Origin of the sequence: Methylococcus sp. ANG, from assembly GCF_040730495.1 — a bacterium.
Taxonomy (GTDB): domain Bacteria; phylum Pseudomonadota; class Gammaproteobacteria; order Methylococcales; family Methylococcaceae; genus Methylococcus.
Genome location: NZ_CP160399.1, coordinates 1,362,774 through 1,378,085 on the forward strand (window position 1 = coordinate 1,362,774; position 15,312 = coordinate 1,378,085).

16 protein-coding genes are annotated in these 15,312 nt (G+C 65.1%); 6 read left to right on the forward strand and 10 right to left on the reverse strand.

Annotated elements, in window-relative coordinates; all coding sequences use genetic code 11:
* The 7 genes from prmA to cutA form a co-directional block, all read right to left on the reverse strand.
* A complete protein-coding gene (gene prmA, locus ABZN20_RS06445) occupies positions 1–882 on the reverse strand; it encodes a 50S ribosomal protein L11 methyltransferase (RefSeq protein WP_367027135.1) in 882 nt (293 codons plus the stop codon).
* A 4-nt stretch (positions 883–886) separates the two neighbouring features.
* The gene (gene accC / locus ABZN20_RS06450) at positions 887–2,233 is read right to left on the reverse strand and encodes an acetyl-CoA carboxylase biotin carboxylase subunit (RefSeq protein ID WP_218807127.1); all 1,347 of its coding nucleotides are present in this window, start codon (positions 2,231–2,233) and stop codon (positions 887–889) included.
* Positions 2,234–2,275: 42 nt separating this feature from the next.
* Positions 2,276–2,731, reverse strand: coding sequence for an acetyl-CoA carboxylase biotin carboxyl carrier protein (gene accB, locus ABZN20_RS06455; protein ID WP_367027136.1), 456 nt, complete (start codon positions 2,729–2,731; stop codon positions 2,276–2,278).
* Positions 2,732–3,178, reverse strand: coding sequence for a type II 3-dehydroquinate dehydratase (gene aroQ, locus ABZN20_RS06460; RefSeq protein WP_218807129.1), 447 nt, complete (start codon positions 3,176–3,178; stop codon positions 2,732–2,734).
* A 111-nt stretch (positions 3,179–3,289) separates the two neighbouring features.
* Entirely contained in the window at positions 3,290–3,808 is a 519-nt protein-coding gene (locus tag ABZN20_RS06465; RefSeq protein ID WP_367027137.1) for a TlpA family protein disulfide reductase, read from the reverse strand.
* Complete coding sequence (gene dsbD, locus ABZN20_RS06470; RefSeq protein WP_367027138.1) at positions 3,798–6,035, reverse strand: protein-disulfide reductase DsbD; 2,238 nt, start codon at positions 6,033–6,035, stop codon at positions 3,798–3,800. Before dsbD ends, ABZN20_RS06465 begins: the two co-directional genes overlap by 11 nt.
* Positions 6,017–6,343 (reverse strand): divalent-cation tolerance protein CutA, encoded by a 327-nt coding sequence (cutA, locus tag ABZN20_RS06475; RefSeq protein ID WP_367027139.1) that lies wholly within the window; start codon positions 6,341–6,343, stop codon positions 6,017–6,019. The genes dsbD and cutA overlap by 19 nt, the downstream gene beginning before the upstream one ends.
* 45 nt (positions 6,344–6,388) lie before the next feature.
* On the opposite strand from cutA, the gene ABZN20_RS06480 reads away from it, so the two are divergent.
* Positions 6,389–6,820 (forward strand): FxsA family protein, encoded by a 432-nt coding sequence (locus ABZN20_RS06480; protein WP_367027140.1) that lies wholly within the window; start codon positions 6,389–6,391, stop codon positions 6,818–6,820.
* Positions 6,821–6,857: 37 nt separating this feature from the next.
* Here ABZN20_RS06480 and ABZN20_RS06485 read toward each other — a convergent pair whose 3' ends face one another.
* On the reverse strand, positions 6,858–7,121 hold the full coding sequence (locus ABZN20_RS06485; RefSeq protein WP_218807134.1) for a YgaP family membrane protein: 264 nt from the start codon (positions 7,119–7,121) through the stop codon (positions 6,858–6,860).
* Positions 7,122–7,290: 169 nt separating this feature from the next.
* Between ABZN20_RS06485 and uvrD the strand changes: the two genes are divergently transcribed.
* Positions 7,291–9,453, forward strand: a complete 2,163-nt coding sequence (uvrD, locus tag ABZN20_RS06490) for a DNA helicase II (RefSeq protein ID WP_367027543.1) — start codon at positions 7,291–7,293, stop codon at positions 9,451–9,453.
* 296 nt (positions 9,454–9,749) lie between these two features.
* Positions 9,750–10,067 carry a DUF6156 family protein gene (locus tag ABZN20_RS06495; RefSeq protein WP_218807135.1) on the forward strand — a complete coding sequence of 106 codons (318 nt, stop codon included), beginning with the start codon at positions 9,750–9,752 and terminating at the stop codon, positions 10,065–10,067.
* Position 10,068: 1 nt separating this feature from the next.
* Here the strand turns inward: ABZN20_RS06495 and ABZN20_RS06500 are convergent, their stop codons facing one another.
* Complete coding sequence (locus ABZN20_RS06500) at positions 10,069–10,905, reverse strand: hypothetical protein (protein ID WP_367027141.1); 837 nt, start codon at positions 10,903–10,905, stop codon at positions 10,069–10,071.
* Here ABZN20_RS06500 and ABZN20_RS06505 point away from each other — a divergent pair.
* Both ABZN20_RS06505 and ABZN20_RS06510 read left to right on the forward strand, forming a co-directional pair.
* Positions 10,904–11,179: a hypothetical protein gene (locus ABZN20_RS06505; protein ID WP_367027142.1), complete on the forward strand. Its 276-nt coding sequence runs from the start codon at positions 10,904–10,906 to the stop codon at positions 11,177–11,179. The genes ABZN20_RS06500 and ABZN20_RS06505 overlap by 2 nt on opposite strands.
* A 71-nt stretch (positions 11,180–11,250) precedes the next feature.
* Entirely contained in the window at positions 11,251–12,261 is a 1,011-nt protein-coding gene (locus ABZN20_RS06510) for an alpha/beta hydrolase (RefSeq protein WP_367027143.1), read from the forward strand.
* A gap of 10 nt (positions 12,262–12,271) precedes the next feature.
* Here the strand turns inward: ABZN20_RS06510 and ABZN20_RS06515 are convergent, their stop codons facing one another.
* Positions 12,272–14,569, reverse strand: a complete 2,298-nt coding sequence (locus ABZN20_RS06515; protein WP_367027144.1) for a Tex family protein — start codon at positions 14,567–14,569, stop codon at positions 12,272–12,274.
* Positions 14,570–14,840: 271 nt separating this feature from the next.
* Here ABZN20_RS06515 and ABZN20_RS06520 point away from each other — a divergent pair, with 271 nt between their 5' ends.
* The gene (locus ABZN20_RS06520) at positions 14,841–15,200 is read left to right on the forward strand and encodes an HPF/RaiA family ribosome-associated protein (protein ID WP_218807140.1); all 360 of its coding nucleotides are present in this window, start codon (positions 14,841–14,843) and stop codon (positions 15,198–15,200) included.
* Positions 15,201–15,312 lie beyond the last annotated feature (112 nt).

The window sequence follows — 15,312 nt, forward strand, 5'->3', positions numbered from 1 at the left end:
TCAGGTCCGTCTTACCCCGGCGAGCCGGGCCCAGCCTTCGCTGAGCACGGCGGGCTCCATTTCGAAGCCTTTTCGCACATAAGCGGAGGCCACGGCGTCCGCCTGCTCCGCCAGAATGCCCGAGAGCACGATCCGGCCGCCGGGGCGTACCCGCGACCGCAATTCAGCGGCCAGTTCCATCAACGGATTGGCCAGTATGTTCGCCAATACGATGTCGCTCTCGAAAGAGGACAGCCGGTCCGGCAGGGAAGTCTCGATCTTGTCCTCGACGGCGTTCTTCCGCGCATTGTCGACGGTAGCCGCCAGCGCCTGCGGATCGATGTCGACGGCATGGACGGAGGAGGCGCCCAGCAGTGCCGCGGCGATGCCCAGGATGCCGGACCCGCAGCCGTAGTCCACCACGGTCGCGCCGTGCAAATCCGCCGCGTCCAGCCATTCCAGGCACAAAGCGGTGGTCGGGTGGGTCCCGGTGCCGAAAGCCAGTCCCGGATCCAGCAGCATCACCACCGCATCGGTTTCCTCGACCGTGAATCCGGTCGGGCAGACCCACAACCGGCTGCCGAAACGCAGGGGGCGGAAATGTTCGAGCCAGGCCCGCTCCCAGGCCTGGTCGGCCAGCGCTTCCTCGCTCCAGTCCCGAAGCCTTACCTCGCCGAACCGCCGGCCGAGCGCCGAGCGGGTCGCCGCCAAATCGCCGCCCTCCTCGAACAGGCCCACCACCCGGGTTTGCGCCCACACCGGGGTCGTCCCGAGCGGAGGCTCGAACAGCGCCTGGTCGCCGGCGTCCAGGAAACTGACGGACAGCGCGCCCGCGTCCATCAGCGCATCCGATACCTCCTCGGCCAGATCCTCGTCGACGGTCACCATCAACTGCTGCCACATGGCTTTAGTGCTTGAGCCCCAGCTTCTGCTCCAGGTAATGGATGTTCTGTCCGCCCGCCTCGAAGGCACCATCGTTGACGATATCGAGCAGCAGCGGAATGTTGCACTTGATTCCGCCGATCACCATCTCGTTCAAGGCCGTGCGCATCCGGGCGATCGCTCCGGCGCGGGTTTCGCCATGGGCGATCAGCTTGCCGATCATCGAGTCGTAATACGGCGGCACGCGATAGCCGTTGTAGATGTGGGTCTCGACACGGATACCCGGCCCGCCCGGCATATGGAACTGCTCGATCAACCCCGGCGACGGCATGAAGTTGGCCGGGTCCTCCGCGTTGATGCGGCATTCGATGGCGTGCCCGCGCATCTCCACCTCCGCCTGACGGATCGAAAGCGGCTCGCCGGCGGCGATCCGCAGCTGCTCCTTGACGATGTCGAAGCCGGTGACCATTTCGGTCACGGGATGCTCGACCTGGACCCGGGTGTTCATTTCGATGAAATAGAACTGGCCGTCCTGGTAGAGGAATTCGAAGGTGCCGGCGCCGAGATACCCGATCTCCTTGCAGGCCTGCACGCAACGCATGCCCATCTCGTCCCGCTGCGCCTGAGTGATGCCGGGCGCCGGCGCTTCTTCCACGACCTTCTGATGGCGGCGCTGGGTCGAGCAGTCGCGCTCGCCCAGATGAACCACGTTGCCGTGCGAATCCGCGATCACCTGAAACTCGATGTGGCGCGGATTCTCCAGGAACTTCTCCATGTAAACCATGTCGTTCCCGAACGCCGCGCCGGCCTCGCTCCGGGTCAGATCGATGGCGGCGGCAAGATTGGCCTCGCTGTGCACGACCCGCATTCCGCGCCCCCCGCCGCCGCCGGAGGCCTTGATGATGATGGGAAAACCTATCCGCCTGGCGATCGCCAGATTCTCTTCTTCGCCGCTGCCGAGCGGACCGTCCGAGCCCGGCAGAGTGGGGATCCCGGCCTTTTTCATCGCTTCGATGGCACAGACCTTGTCGCCCATGAGGCGGATGGTTTCCGGCCTCGGACCGATGAAGATGAATCCGCTCTGGATCACCTTCTCGGCGAAGTCGGCGTTTTCGGACAAGAAGCCGTAGCCGGGGTGGATCGCGAGAGAATCGGTGACCTCGGCGGCGCTGATGATGGCGGGAACATTCAGATAGCTGTCGCGGGACGCGGCCGGTCCGATGCAGACCGACTCGTCGGCCAGGCGCACGTGTTTCAGATCGCGGTCCGCCTCGGAATGCACGGCGACGGCCTTGATGCCAAGTTCGCGGCAGGCCCGGAGGATACGCAAAGCGATTTCGCCGCGATTGGCGATGACGACTTTACCTAGCATAGTGAGCACCTTGGAGACTGTTGAGCCGGAACGGGCCGAAGGTCATTCGATCACGAACAGCGGCTGGTTGTACTCCACGGGCTGGCCGTTCTCCACCAGGATCCTGCTCACTATACCGGCCTTGTCGGCTTCGATCTGATTGAGGATTTTCATCGCTTCGATGATACAGAGCGTATCGCCGACCTCGACCCGCTGGCCCACTTCCACGAACGCCTTGGAACCGGGCGAGGGCGCCCGATAGAAAGTGCCCACCATGGGGGAGCGCACCTCATGGCCGGTGATTTCCTTGGCCATTTCGGCGGGAGGCGTCGCCGGCTGCCCGGCGGCGACCGGGGACACCGCCGCGGGCATCACCGGCGCCGCCACGGCGACGGGAGCCGCCACACTGGATGCGTAGCGGCTGATGCGGACGGACTCCTCCCCCTCGCGAATCTCGATTTCCGCGATACCCGATTCCTCGATGATTTCGATTAGCTTTTTTATTTTTCTAATATCCATCTATAACGACCTATGTGTCATTTGCAGGGCGGCCTGCAGCGCCAGTTCGTAGCCCACGGGGCCCAATCCGCAGATGACCCCCTTGGCAATATCGGAAAGATAGGAATGGCGGCGGAACGGCTCGCGCGCATGCACGTTCGAAATGTGTACTTCAATGAAAGGCACGGCGGTGGCCAGCAGCGCGTCGCGCAGAGCGACGCTGGTATGGGTGAACGCCCCGGGATTGATGATGATCATGTCGACCGCATCGCGGAACGCCTGGTGAATGCGTTCGATCAGAGCATGTTCGGCATTGCTCTGGAAGAAATCGATCGGCATGCCCGCCGCCCCGGCCTGCGCCCCCAGGCGCGATTCGATATCCGGAAGCGTGTCGCTGCCATAGATGCCGGGCTCACGCACCCCTAGCAGATTGAGGTTAGGCCCGTTCAGCACCAAGATACCCGCCATTGCGCGTGCCAGCTCTTAAATATCGATGAAATCGCCCAAATAGGCGGCGGTATTCTGCCGAAATGGCGGTATTTTGTCCACAAATGCAGCAAGAAGCCCGGTTTGCGGCATTCATCTGGACGGCGCGAGCCGCGGCTCGATGGCAGCCAGGAAGCCGCTCCGCGTCTGGGGCCCCAGGTAAGTCGCGAGCACCCGCCCGCGGGAGTCGAAAGCCACGGTGAAAGGCAATCCCCCGCCGGCATTCCCGAGGCGCGCCGCCAACGCGTCGCCGCCGCGCTCGCCGACCAGGATGCGATAGCCCACCGGCAACTGCCGCAGAAACGCGGCGATCGCATCCCGATCCTCCAGCGCCAGACCCACGATCTTGAGCCCGCGCGGCCCGAATTCCGCATGCAGCCCGTCCAGCACCGGCATTTCCTCCCGGCATGGCTCGCACCAGCTTGCCCAGAAATTCAGCAGCAGTACTTCGGAACGCTCATCCGACAGCCGCACGGGGCTCCCGGAAAGGTCGGGAAATACGGATTCCGGCCCCTGCCAGTCCGCGGCACCGGCCGACAGCCAGCGCTGCGCCACCGCCCCCGCCACGATGGCCAGCACGGCGACCACGATCAGGACGAACCTATCGGACACCGTCAAACATCCGGTCGAGGTGATGGACGAACTTTTCCGACTCGGTGAATCCCACTAGCCGGAATGGTTTCCGCTCGCTCCGGTCGGGGCCGAAAAACAGGGTCGCCGGCGGACCGACCAGGCCGAAGCGGCCCAGCAGCGCCTGATCTTCGTCGCCGTTTTCGGTGACGTCGGCCTTGAGCAACACGATGTCTTTCAGTTTCGCCTTGACCGCGGGATCGCTGAAGGTGTACCGGTCCATCTCCTTGCACGACACACACCAGTCCGCGTAGAAATCCAGCATCGCCCAGCGTCCGGCGGCAGCCGCCTCGTCGAGGCGAGCCTCCAGCTCCTCCACGCTCGCGACCTTGGCGAAAGGCGGCGGCCCGGCATCGGCGACGGCACCGGGGGAGCCGGCCACACCCCGCAAGGGCTGTAACGGATCGCGGCTGCCGGCCGCCACCCCCAGCAGCATGAATACGCCATAGGCGGCCATCGCCACTCCCAACCCTTTCCACAGCTTGCGCCAGCCCGAAGCCCCCGCGGGCAGCGCATCGAGCGCCCCCATGTACACGGCCGGCACGATGAGCAGCAGCGCCCACATCAGCATGGCGACGGACAGGGGGACGATCCGCTCCAGCATCGACACGGCCACCGCCAGCATGGCCACGCCGAACACCGACTTGACCGCATTCATCCACATGCCGGCCTTGGGCAGCAGCTTGCCCGCCGAGGTGCCGATCGCCAGCAGCGGCAGCCCCATGCCCAGTCCCAGGGAAAACAGCGCGAGCCCGCCGAGCAGCGCATCGCCGCTCCGACCGATGTAGATCAGCGCCCCCGCCAGCGGCGCCGCCACGCAGGGCCCCACCAGCCCTGCCGACAGCAGCCCCATCACGGCCGCGCCGGCCAGGCTGCCGGCCTGCTGCCGCGAACTGAGCGCCGCGATCCGCGACTGCAGGGCGGTCGGGAGCTGAAGCTGGTAGAAGCCGAACATGGACAGCGCCAGCACCACGAACAGGACGCTGAAAGCTCCGATCGCCCAGGGGTTCTGCAATGCGGCCTGGAGGTTCGCACCGAACAGGGCGGCCAGCACCCCGAAGCCGGTGTAAGCCAAGGCATGGGCGAGCACATAGGCCAGCGACAGCGAAAACGCCCGGCGCGTGGTGATGGCATGACCGTGGCCGACGATGACGCCGGAAAGAATCGGGATCATCGGGAAAATGCAGGGGGTGAAGGCGAGCAGGATGCCGAAACCCAGAAAACTGAGCATGTTGAGCCAGAGCGAGCCGCGCCAGAGTCCGTCGGCGATGCGGTCCTGCTCGGTGATGACGGTCGCTCCGGCGATCGCGGAGACGCCCTCTCCTTCCGCGGCGGCCGGCGGCAGGGCGAGCTCGACCGTCTTCGCCATCGGCGGGTAGCAGACGCCCCGCTCGGCGCACCCTTGGAACCCGGCCTCCAGGGTGATGGTGCGAGGACCGCCGTCGGTCCTGACCAAGGGAATGTCAACGGCGACCTCGCCGTGGAAGACTTCCACCGCGCCGAACTCTTCGTCGATCTTCGGCTCGCCGCGCGGGAAGGCATAGCCGCCCAGGGCGACGCCCTCGCTGTCGCGCAAGGCGATGCGGAATTTTTCGCGGTAGAGGTAATAGCCGGGCGCGATCTGCCAGCTGAGCCGGAGGGTGTCCCCGCTCGGCGCCTCGGCGAAAAAGCGGAACGCCTGGTCCGCCGGCAGCAGATCGCCAGTCACAGGCCCGGTTCCGATCCCCCGAAGCGCGCCGGCCAGGCGCGTGAACGCGCCGCTTGTCACAGCGGTTTTCACTTCGACCAGTCTCTGGTACGGCGGGAAGCAGACACCGGCATCGGCACAGCCCTGCACCGTCACCTCCAGTTTCAGCGACTCCGGCAGTGCGGATTCCGCAACGAGAGGCAGCTGGACCTCGATGTGTCCCCGGTAGGTTTCGACTTCGCCGAAAAATTCGTCCTGCTTCTTGTGGCCTTCCGGAAAGACCGGCTCACCCAGGCGGACGCCGGGCGTGCGCGATGCGAACTTGAATTTGCTCCGGTAGAGGTAATATCCGTCCGCGATGTCCCAGGACAGCGAGGCCATGTCGGCGCCGGCCTGCCTGGCTGCCACCGGGAACGCCCGCTCCGGCGGCAGAAGGTCGCGGCTGTCGACGGCGAGCGCAGGCGCCCCGGCCAGCCAAAAAACCAGCAGCAGGCAAATCCGCCTCACGGCGGCGTTACACATGTTCCGACCCATTCGAGATATTCCGGCAATCCGCTTTGGATGGGGATCGCGATGATTTCGGGAAGTTCATAAGGGTGCCGCGCCCTCAGCCAGGCTTGCAGTTCCGGCAGGCGGGATGACAGGGTCTTGGCGAGAAGAAGGCATTCCGCCGATTTCTCGAGGGCTCCCCGCCACCGATAAACCGACCGCACCCCGGAAACGACGTTCACGCAGGCGACCAGCCTCCCTTCGACCAGCCCTTCCGCCAAAACGTCGGCGGTTTCCTCGTCCGGACAGCTACAGACAACTAGACAGTAGACCGATGTCATGGCAAAAAGTGCGCCACTCTAAATAGATTGCAGAAATATGTGTCGATGAATCCGCTGAAACTTGCCGTCCTGGTGCTACTGCTGCTGCCGATCGCCGAAATTTACGTCCTGATCCACGTCGGGGGCGTGCTCGGCTTCCTGCCGACCATTCTGCTGCTCGGCTCGGCAGCACTGGCCGGAACCTATCTGCTGCAAACCCAGGGACTGAAAACCTTCGCCCGCATCCAGCAAAGCCTGGAAGCCGGGCGCCTCCCCGCACAGGACATGATCGAGGGCGGTCTGATCCTGGCTGCCGGCATCCTTCTACTCATCCCCGGCTTCATTTCCGACGGGGCGAGCCTTGTCCTGCTGCTGCCGGCATCGCGCCGCCGGATTGCGGGCTATCTCGTCGATCACGTGCTCCAGGGTTTCCAGCCGCCGGCTCCGCCCGATTCCGGGTCCCGCACCATCGAAGGCCAGTTCCGGCGCGAGGATTAGGCGGGGCGCCTCCTTGCGCCAGGAAAACCGCTGTCCTTTAGTGGGATTCGGTGTCGGAATGGGAACTGCTGCTGGGCGCCGGTTCATTCGGATCCACGGTGCTCTTGGAGAGTCCGGAATACACCGGACACCAGCGCATGAATGCGGTGGCCACGAGGACGATGCCGATCAGCAGCAGGAAGATGTTTCCCATGAACACCGATAGCAGCAGCGCCGCGGCGCCGCCTATCATGCGGTACTGGCGATCTTTCAGGCCGACGTTGAGCTCACGCTTTAGCATTTTCTTATAATCAAAAGCCATGTCATAACCTCCTCTTGAACGTGCATTCGTAACGGAAACCCCACCCTCTGCGGGTGGAGGGCGGAGCGAGGAAAACGGGCATGGCGCATGTGGCCACGTCCGTGAGGTAAAGCTTCTCGATTGTGCAGGCTCCCCAGGTATTGCGCAAGACGGGTGTAAAATGCCCGTCATGGACATCACCGACATCATCGCCCCCCTGAACGAGGCCCAGCGCGAGGCCGTCACCGCCCCGGACCGCTCCCTGCTGGTGCTGGCCGGGGCAGGCAGCGGCAAGACCCGCGTGCTGGTGCACCGCATCGCCTGGCTGCTTCGCGCCGAAGGCGTGTCGCCGCACGCCATCCTCGCCGTGACCTTCACCAACAAGGCGGCGAACGAGATGAAGGCGCGAATCGAAGCCCTGCTCAACCTGCGGACCCAGGGCCTGTGGGTCGGCACTTTCCACGGCCTGGCGCACCGCTTCCTGCGCCGCCACGCGGCCGAGGCCGGACTGCCCGAGGGCTTCCAGATCCTCGATTCCGACGACCAGTACCGGTTGATCCGCCGGCTGCTCAAGACCCTGGAACTGGACGAGGCGCGCTGGCCGCCGCGCCAGATCCAGTGGTACATCAACGCCCAGAAGGACGAAGGCCGCCGGGCCAGGAACCTGCCCGACTCCTACGACCCGTTCGAAAAGCAGATGCGGCGGACCTATCTCGCCTACGAGGAACTGTGCGAACGTTCCGGCCTGGTGGATTTCGCCGAACTGCTGCTGCGCACCCATGAATTCCTGCGCGACAACGCCGATGTCCTCGCGCACTACCAGGAGCGCTTCCAGCACGTGCTGGTCGACGAATTCCAGGACACCAACAGCGTGCAGTATGCCTGGCTGCGGCTGCTGACGGGGGAGCGCGACAACCTCAGCGTGGTGGGCGACGACGACCAGTCCATTTACGGCTGGCGCGGCGCCAAGATCGAAAATCTGCACCGTTTCCGCCGGGACTATCCGCACCACCGGATGGTCCGGCTGGAACAGAACTACCGCTCCTCCGGCAATATCCTCGGCGCCGCGAACGCCCTGATCGCGAAAAACGAAGGCAGGCTCGGCAAGAATCTGTGGACCGAAGGCGGCAGGGGCGAACCGATCTCGGTCTACGCCGCCTTCAACGAGCAGGAAGAAGCCTGTTTCGTCGTCGAGCGCATCCGCCGCTGGGTGGAAGAAGGCGGAAGGCGGAGCGATACGGCCATCCTCTACCGCTCCAACGCCCAGTCGCGCCAGTTCGAGGAAAAGTTGCTGGCCCTCGGCATCCCCTACCGGGTCTATGGCGGCCTGCGCTTCTTCGAGCGCGCCGAGATCAAGGACGCCCTCGCCTACCTAAGGCTGATGGCCAACCGCCACGACGACCCTGGCTTCGAGCGCGTCATCAACACGCCGACCCGCGGCATCGGCGCCAAGACCCTCGACCTCGTCCGCGAACTGGCGCGCTTCGAACGGCTCTCGCTATGGAGCGCGGCACAGAAGCTGGTCGGAGACAACGTGCTCCCGGCCCGGGCAACGGCCGCCCTCGCCGGGTTCCTGCAGCTCGTCGAAGCCATGGCCACGGCCGCACAGGGACGGGCGCTGTGGGAACAAGTGCAGCTCGCGGTCGACAGCTCGGGTCTCTTGGAACATTACCGCAAGGAAAAAGGCGAACAGGCGGAAGCCCGGGTGGAAAACCTGGAGGAACTGGTCGGCGCCGCCCGCCAGTTCGAGATGGAACCGCTGATCGATCCCGAACTGGGTGGCCTCGACCAATTCCTCGCCCACGCGGCGCTGGAAGCCGGCGAGAACCAGGGCGAAAGCTTCGAGGACTGTGTCCAGCTCATGACCCTGCATACGGCCAAAGGCCTGGAATTCGACCTGGTATTCCTGGTCGGGCTGGAGGAAGGCTTATTTCCCAGCCTGCAGTCGCTGGAAGACCCGGCCCGCCTCGAAGAGGAACGCCGGCTCTGCTACGTCGGCATCACCCGGGCGCGGCACAAACTCTGCATCACCCACGCCGAATGCAGGCGGCTCTACGGCAAGGAGACTTACCCGCGGCCGTCCCGATTCCTGCGCGAATTGCCGCCGGACTGTCTGGAAGAAATCCGGATGAAGGGCGGGGTCAGCCGGCCCGTCGCAGCGCCGTCGACTCAGCCGGCCGCCAACGCTCCCGGAGCGCTAAGACTGGGCCAGCGGGTCCGCCACGGCAAGTTCGGCGAAGGCGTGATTCTGCAGCAGGAAGGCGACGGGGCCCAGGCTCGGGTCCACGTCAATTTTGCGGATGCCGGCGCCAAATGGCTGATGCTGGCTTACGCCAACCTGGAACCGATCTGAACGCCCACAAAAAAAGCTGGCGGCAAGCGGCGCGTCCATGCGCAGATCTCCGTTCAAAAACACTCTACCGCCAGACAAAGTGAGGTTATGCGCCAGATATCATGCAACGGAAGTGCCAATCCCGGCAGTCCGGGAATTTCCCGGGTTTGCGGGCCGCGGACCGGTCCCGCTCCGCGGGCGGCAGGTCAAAATCCGGAAACGGTAAAGGCTTTTCACACAGCCCCGGCAAGGCATTCCACGCCATCCCGGACTTATGCCATCATCGCCGCTCCACGAATACAGCCCCTGGTGAAACCATGCCCGAAGCCATCGCCGGCACGCCCCGATTTTTCCTGACCTACAGCGGTGTGAACCTCCCTCTCAAGCTGATGACCGAACTGGAACCGGAACAGATCGGCCACAGGAATACCTATTTTCAGGGGTATTTCGACGACCAGGACCGCCTGGTCGGCCTGCAGAAGATGGTTTACGGCGAAGTCGAGATGGAACACCGCTACGCCTATCACCGGAACGGCGAGCTCAAGCGCGCGGAAATCACCGACGCCGACGGCGAACTGACCGTATTGGATTTCGACGAAGACGGCCTGCGCCTCGCTGGCGCGGCGATGGACTGAGTCAGCCGAACCCTGTCCCGGACTCCGATCCGGGAAGCGCCCGGTTCGACTGTTTCAAGGCGCGCAGAAAACGGCTGAATTCGATGCCCAGCTTGGCTTCGAGCCGCCGGGCCCGCTGCTCCATCGCGCCCGTGGCAGCCCGCTTCGGTTCGGACGCGAGCGAAAACCCGATCAGGTTTCCCCGGCCCGGAACCGCCAACCGGAATGCGGGCCCGGCGAAGGACTTCCTCATCATTTCCAGGATCCGGCTGCAAGCCGCGGTCTGCGAACCCCAGAGATTGATGCCGAACACCCCGTCCTTCCGTAGCGCACCGGCGCAGTCGAGATAGAACGGCTCCTCCGCCACCGGCGGCGCCATGCCGTCCCCGTCGAACAGATCGGCGAGAATGAGGTCGTACGAGGGAAGCCGCCCCGCCGCCTCTTTGACGAACTCCCCGGCATCGCCGACCGTGACGGACAAGCGCGGGTGCTCGGGCAGCCCGAAGAACCGGTGTGCGGCCTCGACGACCACCCCGCGCTGCTCCACCACATCGATCCGGCAGGCCGGAACGTGCTGGAACAAGGCTTTCGCCAGCGAACCGCCGCCGAGGCCGAGCAGCAGAACGTCGGAAGGCTCGGGATGAAACAGCAAGGCGCTCAGCATGGCCCGCACATAAGGCAGCTCCACCCTGTCCGGCTCCTGCAGACACATGGAACTCTGCCTCGCCGGTGTACCGAAATGCAGGGTCCTCACGCCGAACGCGTCGACCACCTCGATCGAACCGTAATCGTCGCGCGCGAAGTGGACGAGGGTTCCGCCGAACTTCCCGGATGGCGTGCATTTCGTGGGGGAGGCCATGACCGCGCTCAGCGTGGACAAATCAGGTCATATCCCGCAGGAACCGGGGCGATTGCCGCAGCGCCGGCCCGATTCCACCGAGCGGATGAACGCCGATCCCGGACGACATGGCTTGTCGAACGACTGGCACGGATGTTGTTACCTCTTTACCGAACACCTTGCCTTTATCTGTGGTACGCCGGGGACCGACACACTTCTTCTTCGCGAGAACCGCATTCTCCTCTCCCAAGTCTTGCACTCACGTCTTCTCAATCGACTGCTCGTCCCCGGTTGATTTTTTGGTTTAAGAAGGCTTGGCTTCCGGCGGTATAATCCGCCGCTCATCCCCTCACCGCTACGTCCGCCATGGACCGTCGTTTTGTCCTCGCACCCGGGCATGCCCTGGTTTGCCTGGCACTGCTCATGATACAGACGGCCTGCGCCCCTCTGGTCAATCGTCCCGGCCCGGCCGTGGCGTTGCCGCAACTGCACGCCGCCCATTTCGTTGCCGCCGACGGCGCGGTGCTGCCGGTCCGGCGCTGGCTGCCGACCGGGACACGGCCCAAGGCCGTCATCGTCGCCGTCCACGGCTTCAACGACTACAGCCACGCTTTCGAGCCCTTGGGCAGTTATCTGGAAAGCCGCGGCGTCGGCTGCTACGCCTACGACCAGCGCGGCTTCGGCCTCGCACCGGGGCGCGGGCTCTGGGCGGGGGTCGATACCTACGCCGAGGATCTCGAGACCTTCGTCGGACAGGTGCGGGCCCGGCATCCGGGCGTACCGGTCTATCTGCTGGGGGAAAGCATGGGCGGCGCCGTGGCCATCGTCGCCATGACCTCCGCCCGGCCTCCGCGGGCCGATGGCCTCATCCTGTCCGCGCCGGCGGTGTGGTCGCGCGACACCATGCCGTGGTACCAAAGCTCTCTGCTGGCCCTGAGCTCGCATACCCTGCCCTGGCTCCGCCTCACCGGCGAAGGGCTGGGGGTGATGGCATCGGACAACATCGAGATGCTCCGCGGCCTGGGGCGGGATCCCAACGTCATCAAGGCCACCCGGGTCGACGCGATCCACGGCCTGGCGGACTTGATGGACGCCGCCCAGGAACGCGTCGCTTCGCTGAAGACACCGACCCTCGTGCTCTATGGCGAACGCGACGAGATCATTCCGAGGCCGCCGGTCATGGCCCTGCTGGACAAGCTTCCGCCCGGCACCCGCTTCGCCTATTACCGGCGGGGTTACCACCTGCTGCTGCGCGACCTCCAGGCCGAGACGCCCTGGCGCGACATCGCTGCCTGGGTCACGGCACCGGCGGCGCCGCTGCCGTCCGGGGCGGAGCGCCAGGCCGCCGAAGGGCTTCCGGCAGCGGACGGCACCTGAAACCGTAAACTCAGCGCCCGCGCTTCGAAGCCAGCGCCAACGCCTCGGCCATCGCGCCTTGCGGCGCCGGCTGCGGAGCGGCTTTGCTGCGCGGCTGGCCGGCCGGCCCTCTCGCCTCCCGGCGCTGCGGCTCCGCTTCGCCCTTCGCCGCGTCGCTGCGCATGGACAGGGCGATCCGCTTGCGCGGAATGTCCACTTCTACCACCTTCACCTTGACCACGTCCCCGGCCTTGACCACTTCGCGCGGGTCGCGCACGAACTTGTCCGCCAGATGGGAGATGTGGACGAGGCCGTCCTGATGCACGCCGATGTCGACGAAGGCGCCGAAGTTGGTGACGTTGGTCACCACCCCTTCCAGCCGCATGCCCGGCTCGAGATCCTTGAGCTCGGTCACGCCTTCCTTGAATCGGGCGGTCTTGAACTCCGGGCGGGGATCGCGGCCGGGTTTCTCCAGTTCGCGGAAGATGTCGGTGACGGTGGGCAGGCCGAAACGCCCGTCCGTGAACTGCTCGGCGTTCACACTGCGCAGGAAGGCCGCGTTGCCGATCAGATCGCGGATATCCTTGCCGGTGCGCTGGACGATCTTCTCCACCACCGGATAGGCTTCCGGATGCACGGCGGAAGCATCCAGCGGATTCTCGCCATTGGCGATGCGCAGGAAGCCCGCGGCCTGCTCGAAGGCCTTGGGGCCGAGCCGCGAGACTTTCTTCAGTTGCTCCCGATTGGCGAACGGCCCATTCTGGTTGCGGTATTCCACGATGTTCTGGCCCAGGCTCTGCGACAGGCCGGAGACGTAGCGCAGCAGCGATACCGAAGCGGTGTTGACGTCCACCCCCACGGCGTTCACGCAGTCCTCCACCACCGCATCGAGGCTGCGGCCGAGTTGGGTCTGGTTGACGTCGTGCTGGTACTGGCCGACGCCGATCGACTTGGGATCGATCTTGACCAGCTCCGCCAGCGGGTCCTGCAAACGGCGGGCGATGGACACCGCGCCGCGCAGCGACACGTCCAGCTCGGGAAATTCGCGCGCCGCCAGCTCCGAGGCCGAATACACCGAAGCACCGGCCTCCGACACCACCACCCGGGTCACGCCCAGTTCCGGATGGCGCTGCATCAGATCGGCCACCAACTGGTCGGTCTCGCGCGAGGCGGTGCCGTTGCCGATGCTGACCAGGCTGACGCCATGGCGGGCGATCAAGACGGCCAGTGCCGCGATGGACTGATCCCACTGGTTCCTGGGGGCGTGCGGATAGATCGTATCCGTCGCCACCAGTTTGCCGGTGCCGTCGACGACGGCGACCTTGACCCCGGTACGCAGCCCCGGATCCAGTCCCATGGTGGCGCGCTGCCCGGCCGGCGCGGCCAGCAGCAGATCCTTCAGGTTGCTGGCGAACACCCGGATGGCCTCGGCCTCCGCCGCCTCGCGCAGGCGTTGCATCAGATCGAGTTCGATGCGGGTCAGGAGCTTCACCTTCCAAGCCAACCGCACGGTTTCCAACAACCAGGAGTCGGCCGGACGGCCGCGGTCGGCGATGCCGAAAGCGCAGGCGATGCGATGCTCGGCGAAACGGCGGCCGGCTTCCTCGTCCTTGGCCACCCGCAGATCCAGCAGCAGGACGTCTTCGTTGCGCCCGCGCAGCAGCGCCAGGGCGCGGTGCGAGGGAATCCTGGCCAGCGCCTCCTCGTATTCGAAGTAGTCCTTGAACTTCGCACCCTCCTGCTCCTTGCCGGCGGCGAGGGAGGAAACCAGGAACCCTTCGCTCCACACCTTTTCGCGCAATTCGCCCGCCAGGGAGGCATCCTCGGCGAAACGCTCCATCAGGATCTGGCGGGCGCCGTCCAGGGCCGCCACGGCATCGGCCACGCCCTTGCCGGCATCGACATAACCGGCCGCCACAGCCAGCGGTTCGAGCCCCGGCTCGGCCAGCAGCGCATCGGCCAGCGGCTCCAAGCCCGCCTCACGGGCGATCTGGGCCTTGGTTCGCCGCTTCGGCTTGTAGGGAAGATACAGGTCTTCGAGCACCGTCTTGGTGTCGGCCTCGCGGATGGCCTGCTCCAGCTCCGGCGTCAGCTTGCCCTGTTCGGCGATGCTGGCCAGGATGGCTTCGCGCCGGTCGTTCAGCTCTCGCAGATAGGTAAGCCGGACCTCCAGCGTGCGCAGTTGGGTATCGTCCAGGCCACCGGTCGCTTCCTTGCGGTAGCGCGCGATGAAGGGCACGGTGGCGCCTTCGTCCAACAGCGCCGCCGCCGCTTGTACCTGGCGTGCCTGGACACCGAGTTCCTGCGCGATACGAGCGATCACATCCATCGTCTTGGATCCTTAAGTGAGCCAGTGAAAGGGCTCGGATTTTAGCAGTCCCGCTCCTTGCGACACAGCCGGAGCAGCGACGAATCCGGGCAAGACCCGTTCGACACCGCCCTAAAGCAATGCAATAATACGCAATTGTGCCGCAATTTAATGCGCGCCTCGCGACCGGGAAGAGCGGGCCGGCTCGACATGAACGCCAAAAAGACGAAGGCCGCCGGCTCGATGCCTCTTCCCAAGCTCACACTCATTCGAAAAGTCATCGGGATCGATTATGCAAGTACCTCTGGAGATTACGTTTCGTGGCATTCCGCACTCCGACGCGGTGGAGACCAGGATTCGCGAAAAAGCGGGCAAACTGGAGCAGTTCTGCGACCACATCATCAGTTGCCGGGTTGCCGTGGAAGCCGAGCACCATCACCAGCACCAGGGTAATCTCTACCACGTGCGCATCGACCTGGCCGTTCCGAACAAGCATCTGGTGGTCAGCCGGGAACATCACGACAAGCAGGCCCACGAGGACGTCTACGTCGCGGTGCGCGACGCTTTCGATGCGGTCAAACGCCAGCTCGAGGAACATGTCCGCATCCAGCGCGGCGAAGTAAAAAACCATCAGGCGCCCCAAGCGATCTGAATCTCCGAGGACCCGCCGCGCCGCGGCGGGTCCCCTCGAAAATCCGTCCCCTTTCCGCCAGACCGACCCCCAACTGTAATACGGGCGGGTTAGCCTGCTGGGCTTGACGACG

Bases quoted from the DNA above. Each gene is read 5' to 3' on its own strand.
- ABZN20_RS06495 (WP_218807135.1), top strand. From the start codon at position 9,750: ATGCCCGAAGCCATCGCCGGCACGCCCCGATTTTTCCTGACCTACAGC.
- prmA (WP_367027135.1), bottom strand. From the start codon at position 882: ATGTGGCAGCAGTTGATGGTGACCGTCGACGAGGATCTGGCCGAGGAG.
- aroQ (WP_218807129.1), bottom strand. From the start codon at position 3,178: ATGGCGGGTATCTTGGTGCTGAACGGGCCTAACCTCAATCTGCTAGGG.
- ABZN20_RS06510 (WP_367027143.1), top strand. From the start codon at position 11,251: ATGGACCGTCGTTTTGTCCTCGCACCCGGGCATGCCCTGGTTTGCCTG.
- ABZN20_RS06520 (WP_218807140.1), top strand. From the start codon at position 14,841: ATGCAAGTACCTCTGGAGATTACGTTTCGTGGCATTCCGCACTCCGAC.
- dsbD (WP_367027138.1), bottom strand. From the start codon at position 6,035: ATGTGTAACGCCGCCGTGAGGCGGATTTGCCTGCTGCTGGTTTTTTGG.
- accC (WP_218807127.1), bottom strand. From the start codon at position 2,233: ATGCTAGGTAAAGTCGTCATCGCCAATCGCGGCGAAATCGCTTTGCGT.
- accB (WP_367027136.1), bottom strand. From the start codon at position 2,731: ATGGATATTAGAAAAATAAAAAAGCTAATCGAAATCATCGAGGAATCG.
- ABZN20_RS06500 (WP_367027141.1), bottom strand. From the start codon at position 10,905: ATGGCCTCCCCCACGAAATGCACGCCATCCGGGAAGTTCGGCGGAACC.
- ABZN20_RS06480 (WP_367027140.1), top strand. From the start codon at position 6,389: ATGAATCCGCTGAAACTTGCCGTCCTGGTGCTACTGCTGCTGCCGATC.
- ABZN20_RS06485 (WP_218807134.1), bottom strand. From the start codon at position 7,121: ATGGCTTTTGATTATAAGAAAATGCTAAAGCGTGAGCTCAACGTCGGC.
- cutA (WP_367027139.1), bottom strand. From the start codon at position 6,343: ATGACATCGGTCTACTGTCTAGTTGTCTGTAGCTGTCCGGACGAGGAA.
- ABZN20_RS06505 (WP_367027142.1), top strand. From the start codon at position 10,904: ATGACCGCGCTCAGCGTGGACAAATCAGGTCATATCCCGCAGGAACCG.
- uvrD (WP_367027543.1), top strand. From the start codon at position 7,291: ATGGACATCACCGACATCATCGCCCCCCTGAACGAGGCCCAGCGCGAG.
- ABZN20_RS06515 (WP_367027144.1), bottom strand. From the start codon at position 14,569: ATGGATGTGATCGCTCGTATCGCGCAGGAACTCGGTGTCCAGGCACGC.